General features: G+C 56.4%; 31 protein-coding genes, 1 tRNA gene and 1 pseudogene. 17 read left to right on the top strand and 16 right to left on the bottom strand.

Annotated features, from left to right (window positions below):
• Positions 1-729: 729 nt before the first annotated feature.
• Complete coding sequence (locus E5K03_RS09190) at positions 730-1,965, top strand: cytochrome P450 (RefSeq protein WP_138006553.1); 1,236 nt, start codon at positions 730-732, stop codon at positions 1,963-1,965.
• A 145-nt stretch (positions 1,966-2,110) separates the two neighbouring features.
• A complete protein-coding gene (locus E5K03_RS17565; RefSeq protein WP_240729988.1) occupies positions 2,111-2,857 on the top strand; it encodes a hypothetical protein in 747 nt (248 codons plus the stop codon).
• Positions 2,858-3,156: 299 nt separating this feature from the next.
• Here E5K03_RS17565 and E5K03_RS09180 read toward each other — a convergent pair whose 3' ends face one another.
• The 4 genes from E5K03_RS09180 to E5K03_RS09165 are packed head-to-tail and all read right to left on the bottom strand — an operon-like array spanning position 3,157 to position 5,024.
• Positions 3,157-4,188, bottom strand: a complete 1,032-nt coding sequence (locus E5K03_RS09180; RefSeq protein WP_138006552.1) for a tyrosine-type recombinase/integrase — start codon at positions 4,186-4,188, stop codon at positions 3,157-3,159.
• Positions 4,188-4,412 (bottom strand): hypothetical protein, encoded by a 225-nt coding sequence (locus E5K03_RS09175; RefSeq protein ID WP_138006551.1) that lies wholly within the window; start codon positions 4,410-4,412, stop codon positions 4,188-4,190. The genes E5K03_RS09180 and E5K03_RS09175 overlap by 1 nt, the downstream gene beginning before the upstream one ends.
• A complete protein-coding gene (locus tag E5K03_RS09170; RefSeq protein ID WP_138006550.1) occupies positions 4,402-4,767 on the bottom strand; it encodes a hypothetical protein in 366 nt (121 codons plus the stop codon). Before E5K03_RS09170 ends, E5K03_RS09175 begins: the two co-directional genes overlap by 11 nt.
• Positions 4,764-5,024, bottom strand: coding sequence for a hypothetical protein (locus E5K03_RS09165; protein ID WP_138006549.1), 261 nt, complete (start codon positions 5,022-5,024; stop codon positions 4,764-4,766). Before E5K03_RS09165 ends, E5K03_RS09170 begins: the two co-directional genes overlap by 4 nt.
• Positions 5,025-5,417: 393 nt before the next feature.
• On the opposite strand from E5K03_RS09165, the gene E5K03_RS09160 reads away from it, so the two are divergent.
• Complete coding sequence (locus E5K03_RS09160) at positions 5,418-5,669, top strand: MarR family transcriptional regulator (RefSeq protein WP_138006548.1); 252 nt, start codon at positions 5,418-5,420, stop codon at positions 5,667-5,669.
• A 21-nt stretch (positions 5,670-5,690) separates the two neighbouring features.
• Here the strand turns inward: E5K03_RS09160 and E5K03_RS09155 are convergent, their stop codons facing one another.
• The gene (locus tag E5K03_RS09155) at positions 5,691-6,497 is read right to left on the bottom strand and encodes a hypothetical protein (protein ID WP_138006547.1); all 807 of its coding nucleotides are present in this window, start codon (positions 6,495-6,497) and stop codon (positions 5,691-5,693) included.
• 132 nt (positions 6,498-6,629) lie between these two features.
• Between E5K03_RS09155 and E5K03_RS09150 the strand changes: the two genes are divergently transcribed.
• A complete protein-coding gene (locus E5K03_RS09150; RefSeq protein ID WP_138006546.1) occupies positions 6,630-7,082 on the top strand; it encodes a type IV pilin in 453 nt (150 codons plus the stop codon).
• Positions 7,083-7,086: 4 nt separating this feature from the next.
• On the opposite strand, the gene E5K03_RS09145 is transcribed toward E5K03_RS09150, so the two are convergent.
• Positions 7,087-7,347, bottom strand: coding sequence for a DUF7386 family protein (locus E5K03_RS09145; RefSeq protein WP_138006545.1), 261 nt, complete (start codon positions 7,345-7,347; stop codon positions 7,087-7,089).
• Between the two features lie 72 nt (positions 7,348-7,419).
• Here E5K03_RS09145 and E5K03_RS17700 point away from each other — a divergent pair, with 72 nt between their 5' ends.
• On the top strand, positions 7,420-7,542 hold the full coding sequence (locus E5K03_RS17700) for a hypothetical protein (protein WP_265338722.1): 123 nt from the start codon (positions 7,420-7,422) through the stop codon (positions 7,540-7,542).
• A 54-nt stretch (positions 7,543-7,596) separates the two neighbouring features.
• Here E5K03_RS17700 and E5K03_RS09140 read toward each other — a convergent pair whose 3' ends face one another.
• Positions 7,597-7,800: a hypothetical protein gene (locus tag E5K03_RS09140; RefSeq protein WP_138006544.1), complete on the bottom strand. Its 204-nt coding sequence runs from the start codon at positions 7,798-7,800 to the stop codon at positions 7,597-7,599.
• Positions 7,801-7,953: 153 nt separating this feature from the next.
• Between E5K03_RS09140 and E5K03_RS09135 the strand changes: the two genes are divergently transcribed.
• The 10 genes from E5K03_RS09135 to E5K03_RS09090 all read left to right on the top strand — a co-directional run bounded on the left by E5K03_RS09135 (position 7,954) and on the right by E5K03_RS09090 (position 14,231).
• Complete coding sequence (locus E5K03_RS09135) at positions 7,954-8,340, top strand: hypothetical protein (protein ID WP_138006543.1); 387 nt, start codon at positions 7,954-7,956, stop codon at positions 8,338-8,340.
• Entirely contained in the window at positions 8,340-8,567 is a 228-nt protein-coding gene (locus E5K03_RS09130) for a DUF378 domain-containing protein (protein WP_138006542.1), read from the top strand. The genes E5K03_RS09135 and E5K03_RS09130 overlap by 1 nt, the downstream gene beginning before the upstream one ends.
• Complete coding sequence (locus E5K03_RS09125; RefSeq protein ID WP_138006541.1) at positions 8,564-8,746, top strand: hypothetical protein; 183 nt, start codon at positions 8,564-8,566, stop codon at positions 8,744-8,746. Before E5K03_RS09130 ends, E5K03_RS09125 begins: the two co-directional genes overlap by 4 nt.
• Positions 8,743-9,267 carry a hypothetical protein gene (locus tag E5K03_RS09120; RefSeq protein WP_138006540.1) on the top strand — a complete coding sequence of 175 codons (525 nt, stop codon included), beginning with the start codon at positions 8,743-8,745 and terminating at the stop codon, positions 9,265-9,267. Before E5K03_RS09125 ends, E5K03_RS09120 begins: the two co-directional genes overlap by 4 nt.
• A 100-nt stretch (positions 9,268-9,367) precedes the next feature.
• A complete protein-coding gene (locus tag E5K03_RS09115) occupies positions 9,368-10,978 on the top strand; it encodes a hypothetical protein (RefSeq protein WP_138006539.1) in 1,611 nt (536 codons plus the stop codon).
• Positions 10,979-10,980: 2 nt separating this feature from the next.
• On the top strand, positions 10,981-11,160 hold the full coding sequence (locus E5K03_RS09110) for a hypothetical protein (protein ID WP_138006538.1): 180 nt from the start codon (positions 10,981-10,983) through the stop codon (positions 11,158-11,160).
• Between the two features lie 55 nt (positions 11,161-11,215).
• Positions 11,216-11,704: a hypothetical protein gene (locus E5K03_RS09105; RefSeq protein WP_138006537.1), complete on the top strand. Its 489-nt coding sequence runs from the start codon at positions 11,216-11,218 to the stop codon at positions 11,702-11,704.
• Entirely contained in the window at positions 11,701-12,480 is a 780-nt protein-coding gene (locus tag E5K03_RS09100) for a hypothetical protein (RefSeq protein ID WP_138006536.1), read from the top strand. Before E5K03_RS09105 ends, E5K03_RS09100 begins: the two co-directional genes overlap by 4 nt.
• Positions 12,481-12,488: 8 nt before the next feature.
• Positions 12,489-13,598: a hypothetical protein gene (locus E5K03_RS09095; protein ID WP_138006535.1), complete on the top strand. Its 1,110-nt coding sequence runs from the start codon at positions 12,489-12,491 to the stop codon at positions 13,596-13,598.
• A gap of 213 nt (positions 13,599-13,811) precedes the next feature.
• Positions 13,812-14,231, top strand: coding sequence for a hypothetical protein (locus tag E5K03_RS09090; protein WP_138006534.1), 420 nt, complete (start codon positions 13,812-13,814; stop codon positions 14,229-14,231).
• A 259-nt stretch (positions 14,232-14,490) separates the two neighbouring features.
• Here E5K03_RS09090 and E5K03_RS09085 read toward each other — a convergent pair whose 3' ends face one another.
• The 7 genes from E5K03_RS09085 to E5K03_RS09060 all read right to left on the bottom strand — a co-directional run bounded on the left by E5K03_RS09085 (position 14,491) and on the right by E5K03_RS09060 (position 17,686).
• Positions 14,491-16,137, bottom strand: a complete 1,647-nt coding sequence (locus E5K03_RS09085; RefSeq protein ID WP_138006533.1) for a DUF7845 domain-containing protein — start codon at positions 16,135-16,137, stop codon at positions 14,491-14,493.
• Position 16,138: 1 nt separating this feature from the next.
• Positions 16,139-16,444, bottom strand: coding sequence for a DUF5658 family protein (locus tag E5K03_RS09080; protein ID WP_138006532.1), 306 nt, complete (start codon positions 16,442-16,444; stop codon positions 16,139-16,141).
• The gene (locus E5K03_RS17205) at positions 16,441-16,578 is read right to left on the bottom strand and encodes a hypothetical protein (RefSeq protein WP_171006653.1); all 138 of its coding nucleotides are present in this window, start codon (positions 16,576-16,578) and stop codon (positions 16,441-16,443) included. Before E5K03_RS17205 ends, E5K03_RS09080 begins: the two co-directional genes overlap by 4 nt.
• Complete coding sequence (locus E5K03_RS09075) at positions 16,575-16,883, bottom strand: hypothetical protein (protein WP_138006531.1); 309 nt, start codon at positions 16,881-16,883, stop codon at positions 16,575-16,577. The genes E5K03_RS17205 and E5K03_RS09075 overlap by 4 nt, the downstream gene beginning before the upstream one ends.
• Positions 16,880-17,362 (bottom strand): hypothetical protein, encoded by a 483-nt coding sequence (locus E5K03_RS09070; protein ID WP_171006652.1) that lies wholly within the window; start codon positions 17,360-17,362, stop codon positions 16,880-16,882. Before E5K03_RS09070 ends, E5K03_RS09075 begins: the two co-directional genes overlap by 4 nt.
• Complete coding sequence (locus E5K03_RS18000) at positions 17,359-17,613, bottom strand: DUF7563 family protein (protein ID WP_138006582.1); 255 nt, start codon at positions 17,611-17,613, stop codon at positions 17,359-17,361. Before E5K03_RS18000 ends, E5K03_RS09070 begins: the two co-directional genes overlap by 4 nt.
• Positions 17,613-17,686 (bottom strand) — tRNA-Tyr (locus tag E5K03_RS09060). The genes E5K03_RS18000 and E5K03_RS09060 overlap by 1 nt, the downstream gene beginning before the upstream one ends.
• A gap of 153 nt (positions 17,687-17,839) precedes the next feature.
• Here E5K03_RS09060 and E5K03_RS09055 point away from each other — a divergent pair.
• Both E5K03_RS09055 and E5K03_RS09050 read left to right on the top strand, forming a co-directional pair.
• A complete protein-coding gene (locus tag E5K03_RS09055; protein WP_138006530.1) occupies positions 17,840-18,652 on the top strand; it encodes a hypothetical protein in 813 nt (270 codons plus the stop codon).
• A 42-nt stretch (positions 18,653-18,694) separates the two neighbouring features.
• Positions 18,695-19,762, top strand: coding sequence for a pyridoxal-phosphate-dependent aminotransferase family protein (locus E5K03_RS09050; protein WP_138006529.1), 1,068 nt, complete (start codon positions 18,695-18,697; stop codon positions 19,760-19,762).
• A 40-nt stretch (positions 19,763-19,802) separates the two neighbouring features.
• On the opposite strand, the gene E5K03_RS09045 is transcribed toward E5K03_RS09050, so the two are convergent.
• Both E5K03_RS09045 and E5K03_RS09040 read right to left on the bottom strand, forming a co-directional pair.
• A complete protein-coding gene (locus E5K03_RS09045) occupies positions 19,803-21,701 on the bottom strand; it encodes a DEAD/DEAH box helicase (protein ID WP_138006528.1) in 1,899 nt (632 codons plus the stop codon).
• 100 nt (positions 21,702-21,801) lie between these two features.
• Positions 21,802-22,176: pseudogene (locus tag E5K03_RS09040) on the bottom strand (6-pyruvoyl trahydropterin synthase family protein); the annotation flags it as partial.
• Positions 22,177-22,199 lie beyond the last annotated feature (23 nt).

Genomic DNA, 22,199 nt, shown 5'->3' with positions numbered 1-22,199 from the left:
ATAATTCTAAGAAAGCCTCAGATTATGCCACTCCATATATTGCAGTTCCCTTTCGGTCCAGAGTTACTAATTTTCGTCCTGATGGTCCTCCTGGTTCTGTTCATCGTTTTCGGGTTAATCGGTCGATGGGTCTACCAAGATGCGAAATCTCGAGGGAGTGACTGGGCGTGGCAATGGGGCGTTGGCATCGCGTTGTTATTTTTAGCGGGTCTGGTTCCCGGCCTGCTCGGGATACTAATTTACTTCTCGATACGAGGAGAGCGCGTTGAATCGACGCACTAAACGCAACAATCGGAGAGCGACAGTATCCGATCGATGCGTGCGAAATCGCTATTGGGTAGTCTCAACCGATCGGTGGTATCTAAGTATTCACAATTTTCAAACGAGATTTCAGAGTACAGTGAATTGTAATTCTCCGGTGCAAGACTTCCATAGGCGCATGTAGTCCGCCCAGCGTTTATTCCGCTGGATCTCTCATTCGAAAATACTGTTCGGTCAGGAGCTATAGTAACGTTTGCAACTCTTTGCAACAGCCATCTCGAAATGTAGTCCGAGAGAGCGTGAACCAGCAGTTCCTGAATCGAAGTGGGAAAATAATTGCAAACGCTACTATAGTTCTGTCAGCCCGAACAGTTCCACCCTGTGAGAGTGAGGCAAAGAAGAGAGCCAGGACGTTCGATCGAATAACCGACGGAGAGTTTTAGAATATTCGTCCCCAAATTCAAAGCCATGAGTTCAGCAGGCCCACAAGGACTCCAAGCCGTCCCCAAAGAACTGCAGGATCGTGAGTCATGGCTCGAACCCTTCGAGTGGTACGAGCGGATGCGTGAGGAGGCCCCAGTTCGATACGATCCGGAGCGTCGTACGTGGGACATCTTCCGATACGAAGACGTGAAGCGCGTGTTGGACGACGACGCTGTGTTCTCAGTAAACCCTCGGGAGGCAGACGATTTTGTCGAACCCGAACGGCCGGGAGAGGGATTGATCTTCGATACGATGTTGTTCCAGGACCCGCCCCGCCACGACGAGCTTCGAGGCGTCGTAGACGACTGGTTCCAACCCCGTGCCCTCGCCGATCGCGAACCTCACTTCCGCGAGCTGGCTGGCGAGTTGCTCGACGATGCCGTTGGGGCAGACGAGCAATTGGATATCGTCAAGGACCTCGCGTATCCGTTTCCGGTAACGGTCATTGCTGAACTGCTCGGCGTCCCGTCGTCGGACCGCGATCGATTCAAGACGTGGTCGGACACGCTCGTCGAAGCCGCAAGCGACGATGAGAGCGTAGACGCGTTCGCGGACCGCCAGCAGCAGATCCAGATGGAGATGGCACAGTACTTCTTGGAGATGATAGAGGACCGCCGTGAGAACCCCCAAGAAGATCTCCTCTCTGTTATCGTCACCGCCGAGTCCAGTTCGGGGGAACGACTCTCCCAGGAGGAGGCGCTCGGAATGTGTATCCTGCTGCTCGTTGCAGGGAACATCACGACATCAAATCTCATCGCGAACGCGGTTCGGTGTTTCGCCGAGGTAGACGCCGACTTGTTCGACGAGCTGCGTGGGGACGATCGCGCGCTCACGAGCGCGATCGAAGAGGTGCTGCGATATCGATCGCCAGTCCAGGCCATGAGCCGGGTCGCCACCGAAGACGTGACGATGCATGGAGAGACTATCGGTGCAGGTGATCGTATCATTGCCTGGCTTGGCTCCGCGAACCGCGACGAACGGCAGTTTGAAGCGGCCGATGCGTTCCGACCGGACCGATCGCCAAACCAGCATCTCGGGTTCGGTTACGGGACACATTACTGTCTGGGCGCGCCGCTGGCCCGACTCGAAGCCAAAGTCGGACTGTCGGAGTTACTCGATCGCGTCGAAAACGTACAACTCGCCGAGGCACCCCTCCAACCAACCCGGAGTTCGTTCATCTACGGCGTGGAATCGTTGCCGATCCGATACGACGAGCGATAATAAATTGAATAGAACTTTTCGGTGCGTATCACACTTCCAACGCCTTTGATTTTCCACGACACAGGCGGACTGTTGGTGAACTCGTTCAATTACGCACCCGAATGCTATTCAGATCCGCGCTTGAACAGCAATGTAGATTCCGACCATGGGAAAAAGCGGTGATATCGGCATCCTGTGTCAAAAGCACAAGCCAGTGTTCAGGGAGGTGGCCGATCGTCTTCGGAACGAAGGGTTTCGAGTTCGATTCTTCGATCCGCAATCTCAGCTCTCAGTAGAACAGATCGCCAGCCTCTCGGTGATTGTCAACAAAAAGACACTCCTGAGCGCACTCCCGGCTCTGCGGCAGGCTTATCGGGAGGGAACGCCGCTGTGGAACAACCTTCAGGCAACGATTTTGTTCAGTTCACGGCTGGTCGGTCTTCGAGCGCTTTCGGAGATGGGGTTTCGCACACCTGCAGTTTCTTTTGTGAAACCAACGATCGAGTACGTCGCAAAAGGCTACTACATCTGGGACGGCGAACCCGAACTCAACGGCGAGGGAGATTTCTATCAAGAGCTGATCCCGACGGAGCCGGTTGATTACAAGTATTATGCGGTTAATGACGGGAAACGGATACACATCGCAGGGAAACGCGTCACCTCGAAACTCTATGGCGAGAAACAGTTCGTCGGCGACACACAGGTCAGACCCGCACTTGCAGCGTCTCTTCGCCAACTCGTTGAACGGTTCGATCTCCGAGGTGTCGGAGTTGATTTTGTCAGAGATGCCGAGGACCAGTATTGGGCTGTCGACGTCAACTTGGCAGCAGGATACCGGGATAGTGGACTCGAGCCTGCCCTTACTCGATCGATTATTTCGAGTCTGCCAAGCAGCTCAATAACCCACGAGTGAAATCGAGGCCCTATCAGTAGAATTCACGTTCAGCTCAAATTCGAATTTCTGACACACGCACTGCTATTTATTCTGACAGGTGAACTGATATGTTGAGTCTCGATTCCTGGTAAATCCGGACAAAAAACACACTTCCGAGCCCTCGTTCGCTCCGCTCACGAGGGCGGGGGACAAGCCGATCTACAGTCAATTACGAATCGGAATCGGTCAGAAAGAAAGTCCGCCCTCCCCGCTGCGAACAATCAAGTTGTTGACTTGAGATCGCACGAATTGAGTCTTGTAAGCTCATTTTGTGAGTGTCAGATTTCATCAAAATAATCACGACGTTCTTCCATCCGATTCCGAGCAAATTCTCGCCGTTCTTCCAGCGTACGCTCGTCATAATGCTCCTCGATGACCTCCTCGGTCGCATTCACCCGCTTCTCGATCGCATCTCTGGGCTTATCCTCCCGAAGCATCCGAGTAATCGACGCAGAACGAATATCGTGCGGAGCCCTCGAAGACGGACACTTACACGCCAACCCCGTCTCCATCGCCTCACACGTCTCAGGATCTCGATCGTGCGGACAATCACCCATCATACACGGCCGAGTAACCCGATACATCGACTCACGAATCGACGACTGACTCACCCGACCCTGAGCAGTCGTGAAAAACGGCCGCCGACCCGACGACTCACGCTGCGAAACCCGATTCACCTCGAAATAATCCCCCAAAATCGTCGCGACCTCATCCGCCAACGCCACCGGACGCTCACCATCACGACCGTTCTTCAACGGCGTATCCGTCTCCGGCCGATGTCGAAACTCCACATACCGATCATCGAGATGCACATCCCGAATATCAAGCCCCCGAAGCGCACCCGATCGGCAGCCGACATGGAAAAACAACGCCAACATCGCATGAGTCCGCGAAGCGTACGAGAAACGACCAATATGATCCAAAATCGACCGCACCCGATCAGGATGCAAATCATGATCACGAACCAGATCATCCTCATTCAACGACGGAATCCGAACCTTTGCTGCAAGGCCATCCTGAACCGCCTCGATCGACTCACAGAAATCAAAAAACGCCTTGTAGGTGTACGAATTCCCCCGCAACGTCGCAGGTGCAACCCCACACTCACTAACACGGTAATGACGGAACCGAGCCAAATCACGCCCTGTCAGATCATTCAGATCATCAAAACCCTCCGCTTCGAGCCACTTCACCAGCTGCCGCAGCCGGTACCTATGAGCCTCGACCGATCTCGACCGTAGATCAACCCGATCATCGAGATACAATCGCATCGCCTCCCGAGGACCGATCGACTGCAGATCACGCTGCATCAATCGAGCACCTCGCGATCGGTGGCAAACTCAAACGACACCTCCGCGTCGATCTCCGCGAGCGCATCAAAGATACGAACCGACTCAGGCACCAGGAAGATCGACCGATCGCCAGTATGGATCGCAACCGGCCGCCCATCGCCCAACGCGGCCGCCTGGTCGCTCGACAACTGGAGGATATCCACCTCGCGATCGACGTCGTCTCCAGGTCGATCACTCGGCATTGAACTCGCCTCGCTGGTGAACCGAATCATGACACGTCGGGCAGCTATTCGCCGGTTTGACTCGTTTGTTCCACTCGTCGACAGGATCTAAAAACACGTCGCGGATGTCGTCGCAATCGATCACTCGGCTGCACGCCGTGGTGTGCTTGTAGCCGTCGAACTCAACAGAGTGATGCCACCGTAGGGGCCTTGCAGGCTCGTCGCTGAGTATCAACGTCCCGCTGGGGCCAGATTCGTCGATCTCGCCACCATCGGTAACGAGGCGCTGTTGGGCTCGACGACACTCAACACAATGGCCGTCGTCATCGACCTCTCGAACCCGATCGCAGCCTCGACACACCCAGATCTGGCTCATTCGGCCACCTCACTGTCGAGATCGATATCATACGGACCAACCCGATCGAGTAACCGTACCTGCGAGCGATCGAGGAGATCGTCGGTTTTCCGATCGCGGAGTTCGTGGAATACGCCATCCATTTCAGGGTGAGCAGCGCACTTCTGACACCAGAAGTGGTGATTCGTCGGTTCCCACGATCGATGTCCGCGGGGACACACGTACCGCCACCTGTCCTGCCGGTCTTCAATTCGCACGACTTTCTTCGAATCCATCATGTCATCCCGAAGGACGGGGGTATAAAAACGGTAATCCAGACGCGCAGAGTGAAACTGAAAGTAATCCTCCGCTCGACTCGATCGCCCTCGTCGGGTTTGCTGTGCTTTCTGCCGCCGATCGGGAGAATTAACCCCCGGCGAAACTATTGCGAACATGGCTTTTGTGCTTGTTCCACAGAAGCCCGCGCGGGCCCGAGCCCTAACTCGGGGTCCGCTTCTAATCAGACCCGAACGCTGAGCGGCGGGTCCACGAAGTGCTTCTGTATCTCCCACAAAGAAGAATGACTACATAAATCTAACGACGTTCGTAGTTATATCTTAACTACGTATATGGTCAGATTAAAACTAGATAGACCAATCTTTTGCCTTATGATTAGAGACCTTTTTCGAGAGATGGTAGAACGAGTGTCGTGGTTTTCTCCTGTCGATTACGAGATCCTCATGTTCTTTGAGAACCACGACATTCTTGCATCGCCAAAGGTGATCGCGGTAAATATCGACTACGACAGGCAGTACACCAGCAAAAACTGTAGAAAACTCGCAGAAGTGGATCTTCTTAGGAAAGATGAGTCTGGTTTGTACGGTCTAACTGAAAAAGGTCGATCTTTTCTGGCTGGTAGCGTTGATCCATCAGAATTAAAATAGAATTAAAATCGGTTCGCTAACTCAATAGGTTTCGATCGCGAAGGGGATCGAATCAAGCGTGACAACAACGTACCGATCGCGGTTGTGGGCTTCTACGCCAACGCTTCGACACAACGCGGCCAGCTCACGCCGGAACGACGATGGTCGGTCTTCGAGGATCGATGCAGCGTTTCGGCCGTCGACGATCCCGATACGGTTTCGCAGGTAGATCTCGACGAACCTCTCACGGACTGGATCAGCGGCCTCAACGAGCCGATCGGGGATCGAAAGAGTGTCCTCGACCTTCGAACCGATCGGTGCACCCATTGCAACCAACACTCGACCGAGGAGAGACGTATATTCTGCCGGTACAATCTCTGTCGATCGAGTATCGCTGTCTTCGTGACGGACTGTAAAGCCACAGCCGAGATCGGTCAATGCTTTCTCGATGAACGTATCCACAGTCTCATCGTCTGTCGACCATGACGGGTTGAAATTTCTTTCTGCGATCGATCCGCCGCTGAAAATGCCGGCTAACAGGGTCGCAAATGCGATCTGACGATCGATCTCGGTTGCGTCGAGCCAGCCCAGAGATGCTGCCGTCTCGATCGCTCGAACAGCATCGGGTTTGCCACCAGAATCGACCCACGATCGGATCCGACCTCGTGGAAGCTCAACAGCTGTAGAAACAGCACTGGAGCCTTTGTCTGGGTGTCTGTGAGTGTATTTCATCACTCGACGGTATTGAGCAACGGCTTCGCGAGGGTCCACGTCACTCACCGGATCGTACGTCGCGATCAGCTCCAACTCGGTGATAGAGAGGGTAATTTCTTGTGTCGTCTTTTTCATATTTGATAACTGTATGCTAGGTTTTATATATGTGTCGAGGATAATCACCAACAACGACAGTTGATCTACACGGAGGTTCCCACGGTTCGGGTTGCGAGCCTCCTACTGGTGCGCTGTCGACAACAACTAAACATGAATATTAAAGAACTATTCGTCGAGGATCGAGCCGTGTCACCTGTCATAGGTGTGATACTTATGGTCGCAATCACCGTGATTTTAGCCGCAGTGATCGGGACTTTTGTGATAGGATTAGGGGATGACATCGGGGATTCAACGCCGAACGCCCAACTGACTATCACTGAAAACGCAAGCAGTACTTCAAGCGAAGTGCAATTTGATTTAAAACACGACGGTGGAGACAACATCGATACCTCTGAATTAACAATCCTAATTAATGGTACTGCAGTGGATGCTGACGAACCATTTAATAGAGAAACAATATCTGCTGGTGAGACAACGACATACAATACTTCAGATACTTCAGAGGATCCAGGCGACGGTTCCGAGGTTGAACTGCAGATTCGTCACGATCCAAGTAACAGTATCATTTTAACTGATGAAGTAGTTGTAACCGATAGTTCATAGACGGTTATCTCCACTCACTTTGAATTTTTGTCCTGTATCGGAGCCCAAGAACGGACGTATTGAACCGCTGGATCGATGTCGGATCGAGATCGCCGCGAGCGTCCTCGATGTTCTCTTTGGATTCGATCAGGTGGGTGAGTGCAGCATCGATCACGTCGGACGTCGGCGGATCGTCATCTGGACCACTCGCAACGATCGCACTCGCCTGATCGAGGAGCAGCTGCCGCTCGTCACTGAGTCGAATCGTGGTTCGTTTGGCACCCATTTTATCCCTCGATGTATGACCGACCGGTGAAACCCGTCGATCTCGGGGTACCGAACGGCCGATCTATTATAAATGGACCTTCTCGATCGCCTCGATCACCGCGCCGGCCGGCGCGATCGCGGCCGAATGTATGCACGGTCGATCGGGATTTTGCTTTGTGAGTGTGCATACATCGGGTCGGGTGAATACATCTGAGCGTAACCCCGCGGGGTCCGTGCTGAGAACCCCTCTCCACGAGGATACTGCGGTTCATTCGAATACCTCATCCAGCTCAGGAATTCCCGTTTCGTCGACTGCGCGGACGAGATACGCTCGCGGACCGAGCCGTTGGACGTGCATCTCCTGTTCGCGTGGGATTTCACCGTCTTTATCGAGAATCCCGTCCATTTGTAGTTCGTCTTTATCCAACGATACTGTTGGCGTACCGGAGTTGTTGATGAGTCGTCTAAACATCGACACAGAGGCGGGCCATCCTATACCATATAATATTACGGGTCGATGAAGCCGCGTTGATACGCCATAGACAAAATGCAGAGTGTTAGGTGCGATCGGAGGGCCCTCCGATCGTCGTATGACACTTGAAAACATCGACTGGAGAGGGCTCAAATGGCTCAAAACCAGCTAGATATCGAGCTCTATCTGCTCGGACCGATCTTCATGGTCGGGACAGCAGCGAGCTTGGGACTGATCGATGCGGTCTGGTTCGGTGGCTTGCTCGACTTTGGACAGGTCTTGTTCGAGACGGGTAACATCGAGATGACGATCGGTCGATTGCTCGCGATCGGGTCACTGATCGCGGTGCTCGTGAACAGAGACGTGAGCTTTTCGGATACGAACGGCCTCGACGTCTGGATCGTCTACGTGACGATCGGGCTCGTGATCGCGCCGCCGTTCTTCCCGACGTTCGCCGAAACAATTGCAGACACACCGGCAGGAATCGCTTCCTTCATCGTGCAGGGAATCGGCTTCACGCTGGTTTCATACATCAACTAATGATATTCAACGAACAGCCGTTTTTCGTCGCTCTGACGTGGGTTGTCGTCGAGATTGCCGCGCTCAACTGGGCGCTGGTGGAGTTCCTCGACGTGAACCTCGTGACAGAGCTACTCGGCACAGGCACACAAGCAACGACAGTCGTCTTCGGCGTGATCGGGATCGCTGCAGCGCTGTCGCTGGCGGACAGTTTCGGCGCGATCGACATCGAGGAGGTCCTTCCATGAACGACACACTCACACTCAGCGGCATTGCTGGGCTCGCGAGCTACGCAGCCCATGAGGTACTGCACGGCGGCCTGTGGGAATCGATCCCGCTGGCGACGAACGAAACAATGGCGGTCGGGCTCGGTATGGCCGCGATCGCGGCGGCAGGAACCTACCTGTCGGTTGAGGTGCTCGAATGATCCGAAAACTCACACTGCTGCTGGTTGCACTAACGGTGCTGATGGCTCCCTTCGCGGGTATGGTCGCAGCTTACGACGGCGATGGGTCCATGAGCGGTGCGGAATCGATCGACGACAAAACAATCACGGTCACAAACGATACAGCGACGATCTACGCCGATCTGACGTACGCAGACAACGCCACCGACTACACCGGCGATGTCCATGTTGAAGTGTTCAACGAGAGCGGCGAGCTCGTTGACAACTCAACAGCGACCCTCGCGGACGACGAGACAGAATCGTTCGATTGGGATGTTGATTCGCTAGATCTGGAAAACGGCGAGTACGACGTAGTGATTTCGTCGGGAACTGACGATACTGAATCCGTCGAATCGGTTGAAATCGGCGTAACTGAGCGGGTTTCCGGTGTCGGTGGGGGCTCTGGATCGGGATTGTGGGTCGATATGATACCGGGCGGAATGACTGGACTCCTGGTGCTCGGATTCGGCGGAGTGCTCTACATGTACCTGAAAGATGACTAATACAGACACACACTCACAAAGGATCGATAGACGAGCGTTTTTGCGCCGATCCGCAGCGGGGGTAACCACAGTCGTAGGGATCGGAGCCGGAGCGCATCACATGGATCGAGGACCGATCGGATCAGCATCCGCGTTCTTGAGCGATGAGGACGAACAGGATACCAAAGATCGGGCAGATGCTACGGCGGCATGGCTCGGACAGACAATATCAGGGTTATTTAGCGATTCTGAGGACCTAAGCGGATACACCGGATCGGACGCACTACATACCTCGATCGAAGAAAAATCGCTCACACTCGAAGCGAACAACGAACAAATCTTAAGCGGTCTTGAGAACACTGCTGATTTTGCCGATAACGCGGCGATTCCGATCGGAATGGAGGCAGTCGTTAAGGCGTTCGATGCTGAGGAAGATCAAGAGACCGCACAATCCGATATGGAGGAAGCGATCGATGAGTATTATACTAATGTGCAGACAGATATCCTAACCTCTCACGATAATATTTACAATCAATTACAAAGCTTCTATTCTGCTCTCAATTCTTTCTCAGCTGGGGACGGTGACACTGATATTACTCCGACAGATGTATTGGATCTTGATAGCCCTGATGGTGGTGGTTTGAGGGATGAGAATGTGCTTGCGCTCTATGGACGTGATCCCGACAGCCCAGCTTTCGACGTTGATACTTATGATATTGATCTCGCAGATGGTTCGACCTATACTGTAGAGTTCGCGAGTTTGGATGATTCTGAAGGAGGTACGTGGTCTACCTATCCTCACTCAAGTCCACAGGACAGATCACCGGTTCAAACCTTCACCGCACCAACGGACTTAAGAGGCGAATCTTTGCCCGCCGATGATGCCATCATAACATATGATGCGGCTCGATTTCGAGATGTTTGGAGTAAAATAACGGACTCACGAGATCGCGTGTACGGCGAACTCTCTGGGTTCGTCTCCGATCTCTACGCCTCGTATGAACCCGGCGAGATCGACACTGCGGAGATCGTCGATCCGCTCACTGCTCACACAGAGTTTAGAAACGAGATCGATGATGGCTCGTTTAGAGGTGCTCATGCGGCGGGATCGCTCGGGATACCTCGGGCAAGCGGGGACGAACCGCTGTTGATCTATCTCGAAGAATCGCAAATCGAAATCGAAGGATCGATTTACGGCGATATCGAGGAGGAGCATACGCCGTTCGATGTCGATACGACCTACTACACCGATATTGAACAGTTCGATGACGCTGATACCGAGGAAGACAGCGACGGCAACACGGTTCCAATCGACGAATCTGAAACGCCGTTGATCGAATCCGCGATCTGGATGCGAGGTACGTACATCGAAGAAAACGAAGACGGCGAAATCACCGAGACAACGGATTACTTCGACGTGGAAGAACCGTTCACCGTGTTGGAGGCGACCAATCAAGACGGCGAAAGCGTCGATTCTGTGGAATTTGAATCTGGACCGGAGTACGACCCTGCTGATGTTGAGAACATCGAAGAACAACTGAAGCAGGTGAGAGAATATCAGATTGAACAGCAACAAGAAGCAGCGGAAGATCTCGATAGTGGTGGCGGATTGTTCGCTGGTGGAATCACTGACAGTGCAGAGGGCTTCCTTTCGAGCACGATCTACGGGATCCCGGTGATCGGGTGGCTCGTCGCAGTGACCGGTGTCGGACTCTACTTCAACGGTGATTGACGATGCTGTTCTTTTGGTGGCTATTCGTCGGTGAAGCCTTCGACATCGCGACCGATGGGCTTCGGATCGCCTTCTACGTGTTCGTAGCCCTCGCGGTGTTGATTTACCTCGGATACGACCCGCTCAGCATAATCGAATCGTGGTTGATCGACTTCGCAAGAGATGCAATTATTCCCTTCTAAATCCATGAAAACCCGTCTTCCAGCGTTAGTGTTAGTGTGTGTATTCGTATTCGCGATGACCGCGATTGCGGTGCCTGTCGCAGCCCAGGAGAACACGACCGAAACGAACGAATCGACCCAGATCGTCGCGCAGATCGATGATGAAACAGCCGTCTCAGACTATAATTGGGATGGTGAGCGACTTACGATCGAGATCACCGCCGAGCGAACCAAGACCGTCCAGGTCGTCGAGGCGATCCCCTTCGACAGTGAAGGATCGACGAACATCGCGATTGAGCAGTTGCGCGTTCGCGAAGGAACGACCGAGGTTACGGTGCGACCCGAGCACCATCCCGCCATGATCGTCTCGACCGCCGACGGGATCGAAGACGGACGCGCTGCGTTTCTCAACGCCGACGATCGCAGTCGGATCTATCCGGATATCCCGTTCGGTATGAGCGTGTTGTTCGTGTTTGGATCGGCGGGTGCCGGTGCGCTCGCGACCGTGCAGATCGTGAAGCGAAAGCGCGAAAGCGATGAGATGGAGGTGCGACGGCTCCGATGATCGAACAAGACGATATTCGCGAGTTTTGGGACGAGAATCAGAAGCTCTTGATCCTGATCGGTTCCGTCGGGTTCTTCGCCTACTCGGGCGGGTACATCCAGTACGATCCACCGGGATACTGGCCGATCTTCCTGGCGATCGGGGCGGCCGCGTTCGGTGTGGGGATCGTCGCTGCTCGTGCAGTGATGGCGATGTTTCCCGACGAGTTTCCGATCTGGGTCGTCGCGTTCGATGGAGCCCAGACGGGTGGCACAGTCTACGAGCTCACCGAGGATCAATTCGAGGCGATGTCGACCGAACCTGCAGACGGTGTGCTCATGCAGTGGGATTCCGCGAAACCAACCTACGAAGTTCGATCGTACGATCCGAACAGCAATCACGCGGTCCTGAACTGGCGGGTTCCTGGTAGCAAGCTCGCTCAACACGCGACCGTCGACGAGGCGCTCGAACAGATCGACGATCTTCAAGGATCGTACGAGCGTGACGCTCGCCGCGGCCGGTGGATACAGCGACGGCTGCCCTCGATCGTTCGTCGGCTCGATCGACAGCGGGCTCGCGATCAGATGGAGGTGTTGGAGGGTCACGTTTCGCCGTCGTTGGACGGCTCGACGACGATCTCGGACGTGATCCGTGAAGTGCTGCCGGAGGAGCTGATACCGGAGAGCAAACGAACGGACAAAGACGCGATGACAAACGGTGATGGAGACGACGAGATCATCAGTTGGGATCAGTACGAGGAACCGATGATCGGCCAACGAGGCGATATTTATGAGTGAGTGTGAATATGGCAGATAGATCAGCCCAATACGTCGCAGCAGAAGCACGTGAATTCATTCGAAACGATCTGCAGGACAAACCGAACGACCTCATTAGGGAATTCGCTGGGCTCGTTGAGCACGACGATACCCTGCAGCTGCTCAACTACTACGCTGGGTTGTTCGAGGACGAAGACGACTTTCTCGACAGCGAACTCGCACGGTTGATCCTGCGAAACGAAGCGACCGACGTGATGGATCGAGCGATCAAACACGGCTCGATCTCTGAGATGAAGGGAGCAGTCGGGCTCACAAAACAGCGATCGGAAAGCGACGGCGCGAATCTGTACGCTGATGCAGCGAATCGGCTGACGATGGAGGGATCGATCTGTCTGGTATTCGGTGTACCGGGCAGCGGGAAGTCCTCGACGACGCTCGACATCTGCCAGGTGTGGAAAGCGATGAGCGGCGGTCGGATCATCGCGAATGTCAACTGGCAGGGTGCAGACGCGCACTTCAACAGCGATCGAGAGATGTTCGAGTACATGGCTACGCACGAGGGTCCAGTGCTCGCGCTGATCGACGAGGTTGCCCAGGAGCTGAGCGGATTCGGCTCGAAGAACAAACAGGCAGAAGCCTTCTCGAACAGCCTGTTGCACATCAGAAAGCGAAAGCAGGAGTTCGGACCGAAGCCGATGAAAGGATCGGTGATTATGGTCAGCCACACCCGCAAGAAGACCGCCAAATCGCTTCGAGAAGTGAGTTCCTTCGCCGTCGAGAAGCCAAGCCGCAACGATCCCGGTCGAGCCCGGCTACTCGACAGTGAGGGTGAAAGCGACGAGTTCCACGAGCTGCAAGCGTATAAGGGACTCACCGACACGGCTGAGACGTACGATGAGTACGATCCGAGCGACTTCGAGATCCTCGTCGACGGCGAAGAGGATGAGGAAGCCGAACCAGTCGACGAGGACACTCTTCGCCGCGAGGAAGCGATCAAAACGGCGATCAAGCTCTACGAATCAAACGATTCGATGACGTACGAAGACGTCGGCGAGATCGTCGGTTACTCACGAAATTGGGTTGGCGATCGAATGAAAGAGTACCGAAACGGTGAGCTGGCGATCGAGATCGAGGTATGATGAGTCGAGTATCGAACCTGAGAGACCGCGATACGATCGGGTTGATCATCCTGCGTGCACACCCCCGACCGACCAGTATATTTAGTACGCGCTGCTGCGGGGGGCAATGAGAGGATATTTTGACCGATCGACGGTCGATTTCGTCCGGTTCATCGAGCGATCGGTGGCGATCGGCCGGCGATCGAGGCGGATACACTCACACAAACGATGCCAATGAGACCAAAGAAACCACATTGGAACAGGCAGCGATCGATCAAGAGCTACGGGAATCTCGTCGAGGCGCGGGCTCGTGAGAAGTACAACCTCGATCCCTACTTCGCAGAGATCGAACCGGGGGTTCGAGCGGACGCGATCACTCAGGACGGCCGGCCAGTCGAGATCAAAGCAACGGCGAAGAACCGCGCCGGTGGTCGACATCCGCGCTTTCGGATGTGGGAGGATCAAACCGAGGCGCTGGTGAAGAACGACGGGTTGTACGTCTTCGCAGTCTATACGATGCGTCGAGACGGCGTGAGGATCGACAGGATGCGCTGTGTCGAGGCTCATGTAGTCCACGAGCGTGTCGAGTACTACGCGCCGACCGCGCCGCGCTGGAAGCCACAGGCGGATGTACGCGCCGATCGGCTGGTCTGAATTTTTCGCGCGAACCTTCGGTTCGGATGGATCGATTGCATTTGCGAAGCCGGCGGAGTATTTTTTCCGCCCTGTGCCATTAGGCACACTCCCTAAGGGGGTTTTCCCGTTCGATGCAAACGCCTCGATCGGGATATCGCCGTTTCGACGTGTCGATCGTGAAAAAAAGTCTGGCAGGGTTCCACCCGAAATCCTGGTTTCTACACACACTTATAAAAGAATCACCGAAAAACCAGTGTAGCCACTCACGAGGACCGCTTCAGCCGAGGATTTTCCCGATCGTGTCGACCCGTTCTTCGCCGTCGACGGTCGCACGGAACCGCAGCTGCCGGAAGCGCTTCCAGTCTCGACCGGCGGACTCCCAGGCTTCTTCACCGCGCCGCAGTGCTTCCTCGAGGAGCTCCTGGTTCGTGAGCTTTGATCGCGATCGCAGTTCAGTCAGCAGCGTATCGATGCGAACGGTTCCCTCCAGGTCGTTAGCAGCCTCGACGAACTCAACACCGTAGTTCGACATCCACAAATCCAGCGCTGAATCTGCGGCGCCGCGGAGATCGACATTGCACAGGTGCGCCAATCGATCGGCTGTCGATTTCAACTCTGTTTCGAATCCATCGACGAGCGCCGCGACCTCCTGGCGGATCTTCTTGCTCGAAAACGTCACGAGCCCATTATCCGAGGTGACTAGATCCCCCAATTCCTCGATCGCTCGATAGATCTGGCTGACCGAGTAACCGGTTTCTTCGGCCAGATCGCCGTAGTGAACGCCGTCACCGCCGTCAGTCGCGAGCGTCTTCGCCACCTGGTCGGCAGAGGTCGTGAGATCCGACAACACCCGCATGATGAGGTGATCCTGCTCTGCTTCGAGCTCTGGCGTTGGATCTTCGAACCGGGAGATCTCGACGTCCGACTCAACAACCGCGAAGTGCTTGTCCTCGACGAACGCGCCGCTCGACGGATCGGTATCCAGCCCTGCCCATTCGAGCGTGTTGATGATCGTTTCCTCGATCTCGCGCTTCATCTCTTCGTGACGGTCCCACGCGATCGCTTCGTTACCGTTCAATCGCTTCGTAACCAGAACCCCGAATTTCGGGTGTTCCGTCGGTCCCTGCTGTGCATCGGGGTTCTTCATGTGGTAGTGTTTGAGCTGTTTGCCGAACTCGTGGATCGGGACGAGCTTCCGCGCGGCCGCGGGTTCGAGCCGCAGCTTGTGCATCTTCCCGACCACGTCTTCGTTATCGCCCAAAAACTCCCATTTTACCCCCTTCTCATTGGTCAACAGGTGGATCACCCGCATGAACAACCCGCTCGATCGCACGATCTCGTCGGAGCACGCTTTCTTGATCCGAACGTAGCGCTCGTAGGTGTACAGATTGCTTTGTGAGTGTGGGTTTTCGAAGTATCCCGACCGAATCGATCGACCGGCCGCAGCCCCCAATTCTTCGACGAATCGGCGTAACAACAGCGGATATGCTTCCGGTTCGATGTTCGAGCCGTGGAAATCAGCATCGATTCCGGTTTTCGTGTTCCCGTTTGCGTCCGTGATATTCCACGGAATATTCAGCTCATCGCCGCTTTCGTAGTGACGCATGTCAGGGAACCGTGGTTCGATCTGGAAGGTTGCTTTTGCCTCGCCTGGACCGCTTCCGCGGACAGTAAAGCCGAGCAACCGCTCGTCGACCGAATCAGATGGCCGTGGTGCGATCCCGCTCTGGTAGTACGTGAGCTCGATCTCCCAGGTCTGCCCGACAATTTCGGTTTCGAGCTTCCGGCTGTAGCCGTCGAAATCATTAATTAGCATCGATGAGAGCAACCAGTACGGGTCGAGTCCATCAAACCGATCCGTGTCACTTGCAGTATACAGCAGGTGGCCTTCCACTTCGTGCGGGTGGGTGGAGATGTGAGCCATCTTACCACCCCGCACCTACTGCCACGTTGCCAGCGACGACGATCGCGCCGATCGCGATGGTTACGGCAGCGAACGGCCGGCCGAATCGGACGTCTTCGCCGATCTTCGCCCAGGTGATCGCAACGACAGCGACCGCTGAGAGCATCACGACGGCCGTGAGCGCTGTCGAGGTGGACAGAAGGGTTCTCACGAAGGGATTGCCTTCGGCAGCCGCTCCGAACTCACCAGCGAGCCACAGCGTACTCAGGCAATCGAGCACACCGTGGGTTCCGAAGATTCCGATCGCCTCGACGTGCGATCGGTTCATGCGATCACCCCGCCCAACAGCGCGAGAACCTTCGCGAAGAGGTAGGCGAATCCATAGATGATGGCCGAAATTGCGACCCACAGGGCGGCGAAATCGACCAGCATGCCGACGAGAATCCGAGGATCGGGGCTCATTGGTCCACCCCACACTCACTTAAAATACGACGGATCTTCGAGCTGGGTGACTGATCGACGTCTACGGTATCGTATCCTTGTCCGATCGCGAGCAGCTGCGGGATCGAGATGTGGCGATCGTCACAGTAGGTGCCTCGATGCAACCAGATCGCGTGACACTCGCCGCAGTTACCGATGTAGACCGAATAGCCCGGTTTCCGACAGACGAGCAGAGAACTCGATCGAATATCGAGGATCTTCGAGGCTTGGCGCTTGTTGGTGAGCTGGGCGATCGCACGATGCAGCGACGGATCGATCGCCGTCATCGCTCAACCTCGCTGGGTTTGAAGATCCGCGACCAGGCGATCTTGCTGAACGGTGGGCGGTCGTCGGTGTCGATCCACGATTCGACGAGCCCGCCGATCGTGGTCGCAGGGACGATCTTCGCCGCGATCAGATCGCGGGTTGGCGTGGGCTCGCAAACGGCGAATAGGTACACCCCAGCCTGCTCGACGAGGTGCTCGTGTTGTGTCCGGCGAAGATGGAACCGGCCGCGGCGCTGGTTAGATCCAGACACCGCCATCGTCGATTTGATCTCGACGACAGTCCCGACTTCGAGGACGCACATGCCGTAGAACGGCAGCCGATCGGAGGGAGACAAGACGTCAGCAACCCGTGCATCGTAGTGAGTTGCATCGGTATCTGAGACAGGATCAAGCTCTGGGACGAGCTGGATCACCGCACTCTCAGCGTTGAATCCGCCGCGCTTCGAAGCGGGCAATCGGCTTTTTGAGTGTGAACTCACCGTGACCACCTCGATCGCTCTGATCCTTGCCGACCTGGTGACGTCTCAGGATCGGGTGTTTGGACGTCGAGGCCGGCTGCGCTGCCTTCGCGAAGTCGAATCAGCGAGTCACACGCTGTGCAGCGGTGTACGCGATCGTTTTGATCGCCGTAGACTCGGCAGAAATCGGTGGTTACATGGCTGTCGCAGTGTTGACAGCGGTTAGGATGATTCGAATCACCGACAGCGGTGCCGTCGGCTTTTTTTCGGATCCGCCCTCCCCGAATTGAACGGGGGACAAGCCGATCTACAGTCGGCTGCTCTACCAGGCTGAGCTAAGGGCGGGTACATGCAGATAGCCGCTTGAACTGACTTAAGAATTCTCATTCGATCGCATCGTCGTCCCTTGATTGTAACACCCACACATAGCAAGGCGATCGCCCACAACACAGCCACGACGGACAAGCGTTTTTGCGCACAACACCCGAACGGCGGGGTATGAGCGACGATCGCGGGACCCGCCAGGCGACCTTTGGGACGGACGGCTCCGTGGAGACAGATACGCCACCGGAGGCGACGGGAACGAACGATTTCGGCGAGGAGAAAGCCCCGAACGAGACCGACGGCGGCTACAGCCGCTATGCGGTGTCGAGTCTTCTCCAGAAGGCCGTACGGCGATCGGACGAAGAAATCGCCGCCTGGGCCGCCTGGGAACTCGCTCGATCGGGGTACGCGTGGAACCTCTGGGATCGACTGAATCTCTACGTCGTCGAGGATCTCAAAGCCGGCGAGCAGATTGCGCTGACGATCGAACGCTACGAGGAACTGGCGACCGATCGCTGGGAGCCCGACTCCTGGAGAGGCCGACTGTGTGCGATCCACGCCGCTCTGGCAGCCGCCCGTGCGCCCTCCACACGAGAGGCGGCCAATGCCGACGCGTTCTTCGGGGCTGTCGCAGAGGAACGCGCTAAGGCCCACAAAGATGGGAGCGAGCCAACGATCGACTTCCCGGTTGGTGACCTCAAACCTGAGGAACGCTACGATGTGATCTTTGACGGCCATACTGGCGAAGGGTCGAAGCGCGATCGCGGGACGCGGTTTTTCAAGCGTCACGGCGCGCGGGTCGGTCCAGAGGGCGAGTCCGAACTGAGCGCGCGTTGGCAGCGGTTGAACATGATCCTGAGCGATATCGACTACACCGAAGCTGAAATCGAACACGCTGTCTCAGCAGTCGAGCCAGACGATCGCTGGACGGAGCCGGCCTTCGACGACGGCGACAAGGGCAACAGTGATGTGAACATTGGCGGCTGATCGAGAGACAGCTTTAGGTTTGCGACCGCCCGATCGTGGCGTATGCTCTTTACCCCGGGACCGACCGCGGTCCCACCGGAGGTCCGCGAAGCGATGGCCGAGCCACAGCCGAACCCAGACATGGATCCGTCGTTCGCCGATCGCTACGATCGACTTACCGACAACCTCGCACAGATCTACGGCACCGATCACGATGTTGTCGTCCCCGGCGGGGAGGGAATCCTCGGGCTGGAAGCGGCGATCGCCTCGCTCGTTTCCCCTGGCGATCGCGTCCTCTGTGTCTCAAACGGGCTGTACGGCGACGGCTTCGCGGACTTCGTTGACGCCTACGACGGAGACGCAACGTTGGTTACCACGGACTACGACGCGGGATACGATTTTGAGGCCCTCGATCGAGCGATCGCAGATGCTGAGGCGGCTGGTGAACCGTTCGATTTCGCGACGATGGTCCACTGTGAGACCCCGACTGGAACGCTCAACGATCTCGATCCTGTCTTGGACAGAATCAGCGACCACGGCGCGCTCACTGTCGTCGACGCAGTTTCCTCGCTCGGCGGGACACCAGTCCCGACCGATCGGATCGACGTCTGTCTGGGGGGCTCACAGAAGTGTTTCAGCGCACCGCCGGGACTGACGACAGCCGCAATCAGCGATCGCGCGTGGGAGCGAATGGAGAAACGAGACCCCACATCATTGTACACTAATTTCTTACCGTGGCGAGATGTCTCGGAGGGCTTTCCGTACACCCACCTCGACGCGCTCGTAGCGGCGCTGTCGGTCGCGGTCGATCGCATTCTCGAAGAGGGGACCGACGCCGTCTACGATCGCCACCGCGAGGCTGCCGAGCGCTGTCGCACTCGCGGAGCGGAGCTTGGGCTTGAACTGTATCCCGAGCCAGAGCGATCATCCCCAACCGTGACCGCCTTCAGCCTTCCTGGGGAGGCGACGACGATCCAACAACGCGTGGCGAAGGAGACAGATATCGTCCTCGGAACCGGGCTCGGCAAGATGGAAGACGACATCCCCAGAATCGGTCACATGGGCTACAACGCGACAATTGAGAAGGTCGATCGGGTTATGGATGCGGTCGGAGCCGCGATCGAGTCGTAACGATCGACCGCACCTCGAATTATCAACCCCACCTCGGTGATCACCCGACGTTTGTCTCTCTGATCTTGATTCCCTTGCCAGCAAGGTGAGTAAGCTGTCGGCGGGCGAAGTCCTCCTCCCGGGTGCCTCGCGTCGCGAGCACATGGACGATCGAGCTTCCGGCTGGCCGCATCGTCCGGCCAGCTCGCTGGGTTCCCTGTCGACGAGAGCCGCCAAGCCCTGAGGCGACGATCGCCAACTCGGCGTTCGGCAGGTCGATCCCCTCGTCGGCGATCCGAGAGACGACGAGGGTTCGCTCTTCACCGTCCTGAAACGCATCTAACAGCCGCTGGCGCTCGTAGTGGGGTGTCTCGCCGCTGAGAAACGGAACCGACAACGCCTCGGCGAGTTCGCGGCCCTGTTCGAGATACTCGACGAAGACGAGGGCCTTCGCGGTAGGATTCCGCGCGAGCAAGTATCTGGTTTCTTCGATCTTTGCAGGGTTCATCGCTGCCAGCCGGTACCGTTCGCGGCCATCCGCGCTGGAATACTCATTTTGCGCGGTGTCGTCGCGCCAGGGAACGTAGCGGATCTCTAGTTCCGGTTCGACGACGAATCCCTCGTCGATCAGCGCCGACCAGTCGGTCCCGATCGGCGGGCCGATCAGCGTGAATATCTCAGCCTCCTTGTCGTCCTCGCGGACTGGTGACGCCGAGAGACCAAGCCGGTGGACCGCCTGGAGGTCGGCGCTCCGTCTAAACACGTTGCTTGGAATGTGTTGGCATTCGTCATAGACGATCAACCCCCATTTTCGCGAGTCGAAGAGGTGGCGGTGTCGATCCATTCCGGCCGTCTGGTAGGTGGCGATCGTTACCGGCGAGATATCTTTCTCGCCACCGTGGTACTCGCCGACGTCTGCCGGATCGATTGTGGTGTGTTTATCCAGTTCGTCACGCCACTGGCTGGCCAATTCACGGCTCGGTACGAGCACGAGCGTTTCCCCGCCGATCGCAGCCATCGTCCCGAGTGCAGCGATCGTCTTTCCGCTGCCGGGCGGGCCGACGTATATGCCGGCGTTGCGATCGAGGAACGTTTCGATCCACTCCTCCTGATAGGGTCGCAACGACGTGGACAGTTCGATATCAACCGGATCGCCGGTTTCGAGCTCTCGGGCGTCGACGACTGGATACCCTGCGTCGTAGAGGGTCCGCTTGATCTCGCCGATCGCCTCCTCGCGGACCCAGCTTTCAGTGTCCGATATCGGCGCGTGGAGATGATCTTCCGACAGTTTCTGTCTTGCAACGTTGCCCATCAAGTTCTCAGTCGCCGCTTCGAGAACGACGTAGCCGTCTGGATGGGTCCGTAGCGTGAACTGGTGGGCCCGGTTCCACTGATCAGAAATCCACTCTTCGAGATACGAGGACCGACGTGGCAGTACCGATCGAACCGAACGCAACAGCGCCGAGAGTTCCTCAAAGGGGGCCGCCCAGATATCCTCTGGGCGAATCCGGTAGAGGTACCCACGCGTCCCGGGGTCTGTCCCGGTCGAATCGACCAGATGCGCGAACTGAAACAGCGTGGCCCGGGTTCGTTGGGTGGGCTGATCGACGACAATCTCCCGTCGCTTGTCAAACAGGACGATCCGCTCGCGGCGGGCGACCGCAGCAAGATCAGTCGGATACCAGACGATCGGGTCGGACTCGACGTCAAACCGATCGACAGCGCCGTCGGATTCGAAGGATTCCAGGAGGTCGATCGCCGCTGCCTGTGTGATCTCGAACGCTCGGGCGAGTTCGCTCGCGGTTACCATCGGCCGCTCATGGTCCTCGATCACGTCGTATACCGCGTCGATGTCGATCGCCGGCTGGCTCTCACTCGCGGGAGAGTTCTCGGGATCACGATCGGATGAGTCGTGGGGATCACGATCGGGCGATTCGTCCGTGCCGTGACGGTCGGCCATAGCGTCTGTACGGGCCCGCCGGGTATATGTTCGGCTCTTTTGACTGGTGGTTCCCGCTGTGACCACCGTGACGCAGTTGCTGGTCCGAAGGCGCGCTGTCTCAGATCGCTCGTTCGTACGAGGCTGACGCGCTGTCGTCCTCCCAGATCCGAACGGTGAGCCGATCGGGAACGGAAAGCTCGGTATCATCGAGGACGTCCTCGCAGACGATCCGGCTGAAGTGCTCGACACTCGGGTTTAGCCCCTCGAAGGCCGGTAGATCGTTTAGCGTCTCGTCGGCGTACGTCTCGACGATCGAATCGATCGCTTGGTTGACCGCATCAATGTCAACGAGGTAGCCGAACTGGTTCAGCGAGGGTCCACTGAACGTGACGTCAAGGGTAAACTGATGTGAGTGAAGGGTTCCTTCTGGACCCGGATTCGGAACAGTGAGGTAGTGTTGCGCAATGAACGATCGCTCGACAGAGACAGTGTACGTCCCGGAGCGTTCACCTCCGG

Origin of the sequence: Halalkalirubrum salinum (assembly GCF_005543295.1) — an archaeon.
GTDB classification, from domain to species: domain Archaea; phylum Halobacteriota; class Halobacteria; order Halobacteriales; family Haloferacaceae; genus Halalkalirubrum; species Halalkalirubrum salinum.
Note: the sequence above shows the minus strand (reverse complement) of the source record. Positions and strands in the feature narration are given on the sequence as shown.

What these genes read in the sequence shown, in the direction of transcription:
- E5K03_RS09095 (WP_138006535.1), top strand. Translation starts at nt 12,489, where the DNA reads ATGGCAGATAGATCAGCCCAATACGTCGCAGCAGAAGCACGTGAATTC.
- E5K03_RS09050 (WP_138006529.1), top strand. Translation starts at nt 18,695, where the DNA reads ATGCTCTTTACCCCGGGACCGACCGCGGTCCCACCGGAGGTCCGCGAA.
- E5K03_RS09055 (WP_138006530.1), top strand. Translation starts at nt 17,840, where the DNA reads ATGAGCGACGATCGCGGGACCCGCCAGGCGACCTTTGGGACGGACGGC.
- E5K03_RS09090 (WP_138006534.1), top strand. Translation starts at nt 13,812, where the DNA reads ATGAGACCAAAGAAACCACATTGGAACAGGCAGCGATCGATCAAGAGC.
- E5K03_RS09165 (WP_138006549.1), bottom strand. Translation starts at nt 5,024, where the DNA reads ATGATGGATTCGAAGAAAGTCGTGCGAATTGAAGACCGGCAGGACAGG.
- E5K03_RS17205 (WP_171006653.1), bottom strand. Translation starts at nt 16,578, where the DNA reads ATGAGCCCCGATCCTCGGATTCTCGTCGGCATGCTGGTCGATTTCGCC.
- E5K03_RS09155 (WP_138006547.1), bottom strand. Translation starts at nt 6,497, where the DNA reads ATGAAAAAGACGACACAAGAAATTACCCTCTCTATCACCGAGTTGGAG.
- E5K03_RS17565 (WP_240729988.1), top strand. Translation starts at nt 2,111, where the DNA reads ATGGGAAAAAGCGGTGATATCGGCATCCTGTGTCAAAAGCACAAGCCA.
- E5K03_RS09125 (WP_138006541.1), top strand. Translation starts at nt 8,564, where the DNA reads ATGAACGACACACTCACACTCAGCGGCATTGCTGGGCTCGCGAGCTAC.
- E5K03_RS09075 (WP_138006531.1), bottom strand. Translation starts at nt 16,883, where the DNA reads ATGACGGCGATCGATCCGTCGCTGCATCGTGCGATCGCCCAGCTCACC.
- E5K03_RS09120 (WP_138006540.1), top strand. Translation starts at nt 8,743, where the DNA reads ATGATCCGAAAACTCACACTGCTGCTGGTTGCACTAACGGTGCTGATG.
- E5K03_RS09140 (WP_138006544.1), bottom strand. Translation starts at nt 7,800, where the DNA reads ATGTTTAGACGACTCATCAACAACTCCGGTACGCCAACAGTATCGTTG.
- E5K03_RS09115 (WP_138006539.1), top strand. Translation starts at nt 9,368, where the DNA reads ATGGATCGAGGACCGATCGGATCAGCATCCGCGTTCTTGAGCGATGAG.
- E5K03_RS09100 (WP_138006536.1), top strand. Translation starts at nt 11,701, where the DNA reads ATGATCGAACAAGACGATATTCGCGAGTTTTGGGACGAGAATCAGAAG.
- E5K03_RS09080 (WP_138006532.1), bottom strand. Translation starts at nt 16,444, where the DNA reads ATGAACCGATCGCACGTCGAGGCGATCGGAATCTTCGGAACCCACGGT.
- E5K03_RS09160 (WP_138006548.1), top strand. Translation starts at nt 5,418, where the DNA reads ATGGTAGAACGAGTGTCGTGGTTTTCTCCTGTCGATTACGAGATCCTC.
- E5K03_RS09110 (WP_138006538.1), top strand. Translation starts at nt 10,981, where the DNA reads ATGCTGTTCTTTTGGTGGCTATTCGTCGGTGAAGCCTTCGACATCGCG.
- E5K03_RS09105 (WP_138006537.1), top strand. Translation starts at nt 11,216, where the DNA reads ATGACCGCGATTGCGGTGCCTGTCGCAGCCCAGGAGAACACGACCGAA.
- E5K03_RS09175 (WP_138006551.1), bottom strand. Translation starts at nt 4,412, where the DNA reads ATGCCGAGTGATCGACCTGGAGACGACGTCGATCGCGAGGTGGATATC.
- E5K03_RS09045 (WP_138006528.1), bottom strand. Translation starts at nt 21,701, where the DNA reads ATGGCCGACCGTCACGGCACGGACGAATCGCCCGATCGTGATCCCCAC.
- E5K03_RS09190 (WP_138006553.1), top strand. Translation starts at nt 730, where the DNA reads ATGAGTTCAGCAGGCCCACAAGGACTCCAAGCCGTCCCCAAAGAACTG.
- E5K03_RS09135 (WP_138006543.1), top strand. Translation starts at nt 7,954, where the DNA reads ATGGCTCAAAACCAGCTAGATATCGAGCTCTATCTGCTCGGACCGATC.
- E5K03_RS17700 (WP_265338722.1), top strand. Translation starts at nt 7,420, where the DNA reads ATGGACCTTCTCGATCGCCTCGATCACCGCGCCGGCCGGCGCGATCGC.
- E5K03_RS09180 (WP_138006552.1), bottom strand. Translation starts at nt 4,188, where the DNA reads ATGCAGCGTGATCTGCAGTCGATCGGTCCTCGGGAGGCGATGCGATTG.
- E5K03_RS09130 (WP_138006542.1), top strand. Translation starts at nt 8,340, where the DNA reads ATGATATTCAACGAACAGCCGTTTTTCGTCGCTCTGACGTGGGTTGTC.
- E5K03_RS09170 (WP_138006550.1), bottom strand. Translation starts at nt 4,767, where the DNA reads ATGAGCCAGATCTGGGTGTGTCGAGGCTGCGATCGGGTTCGAGAGGTC.
- E5K03_RS09150 (WP_138006546.1), top strand. Translation starts at nt 6,630, where the DNA reads ATGAATATTAAAGAACTATTCGTCGAGGATCGAGCCGTGTCACCTGTC.
- E5K03_RS09145 (WP_138006545.1), bottom strand. Translation starts at nt 7,347, where the DNA reads ATGGGTGCCAAACGAACCACGATTCGACTCAGTGACGAGCGGCAGCTG.
- E5K03_RS09085 (WP_138006533.1), bottom strand. Translation starts at nt 16,137, where the DNA reads ATGGCTCACATCTCCACCCACCCGCACGAAGTGGAAGGCCACCTGCTG.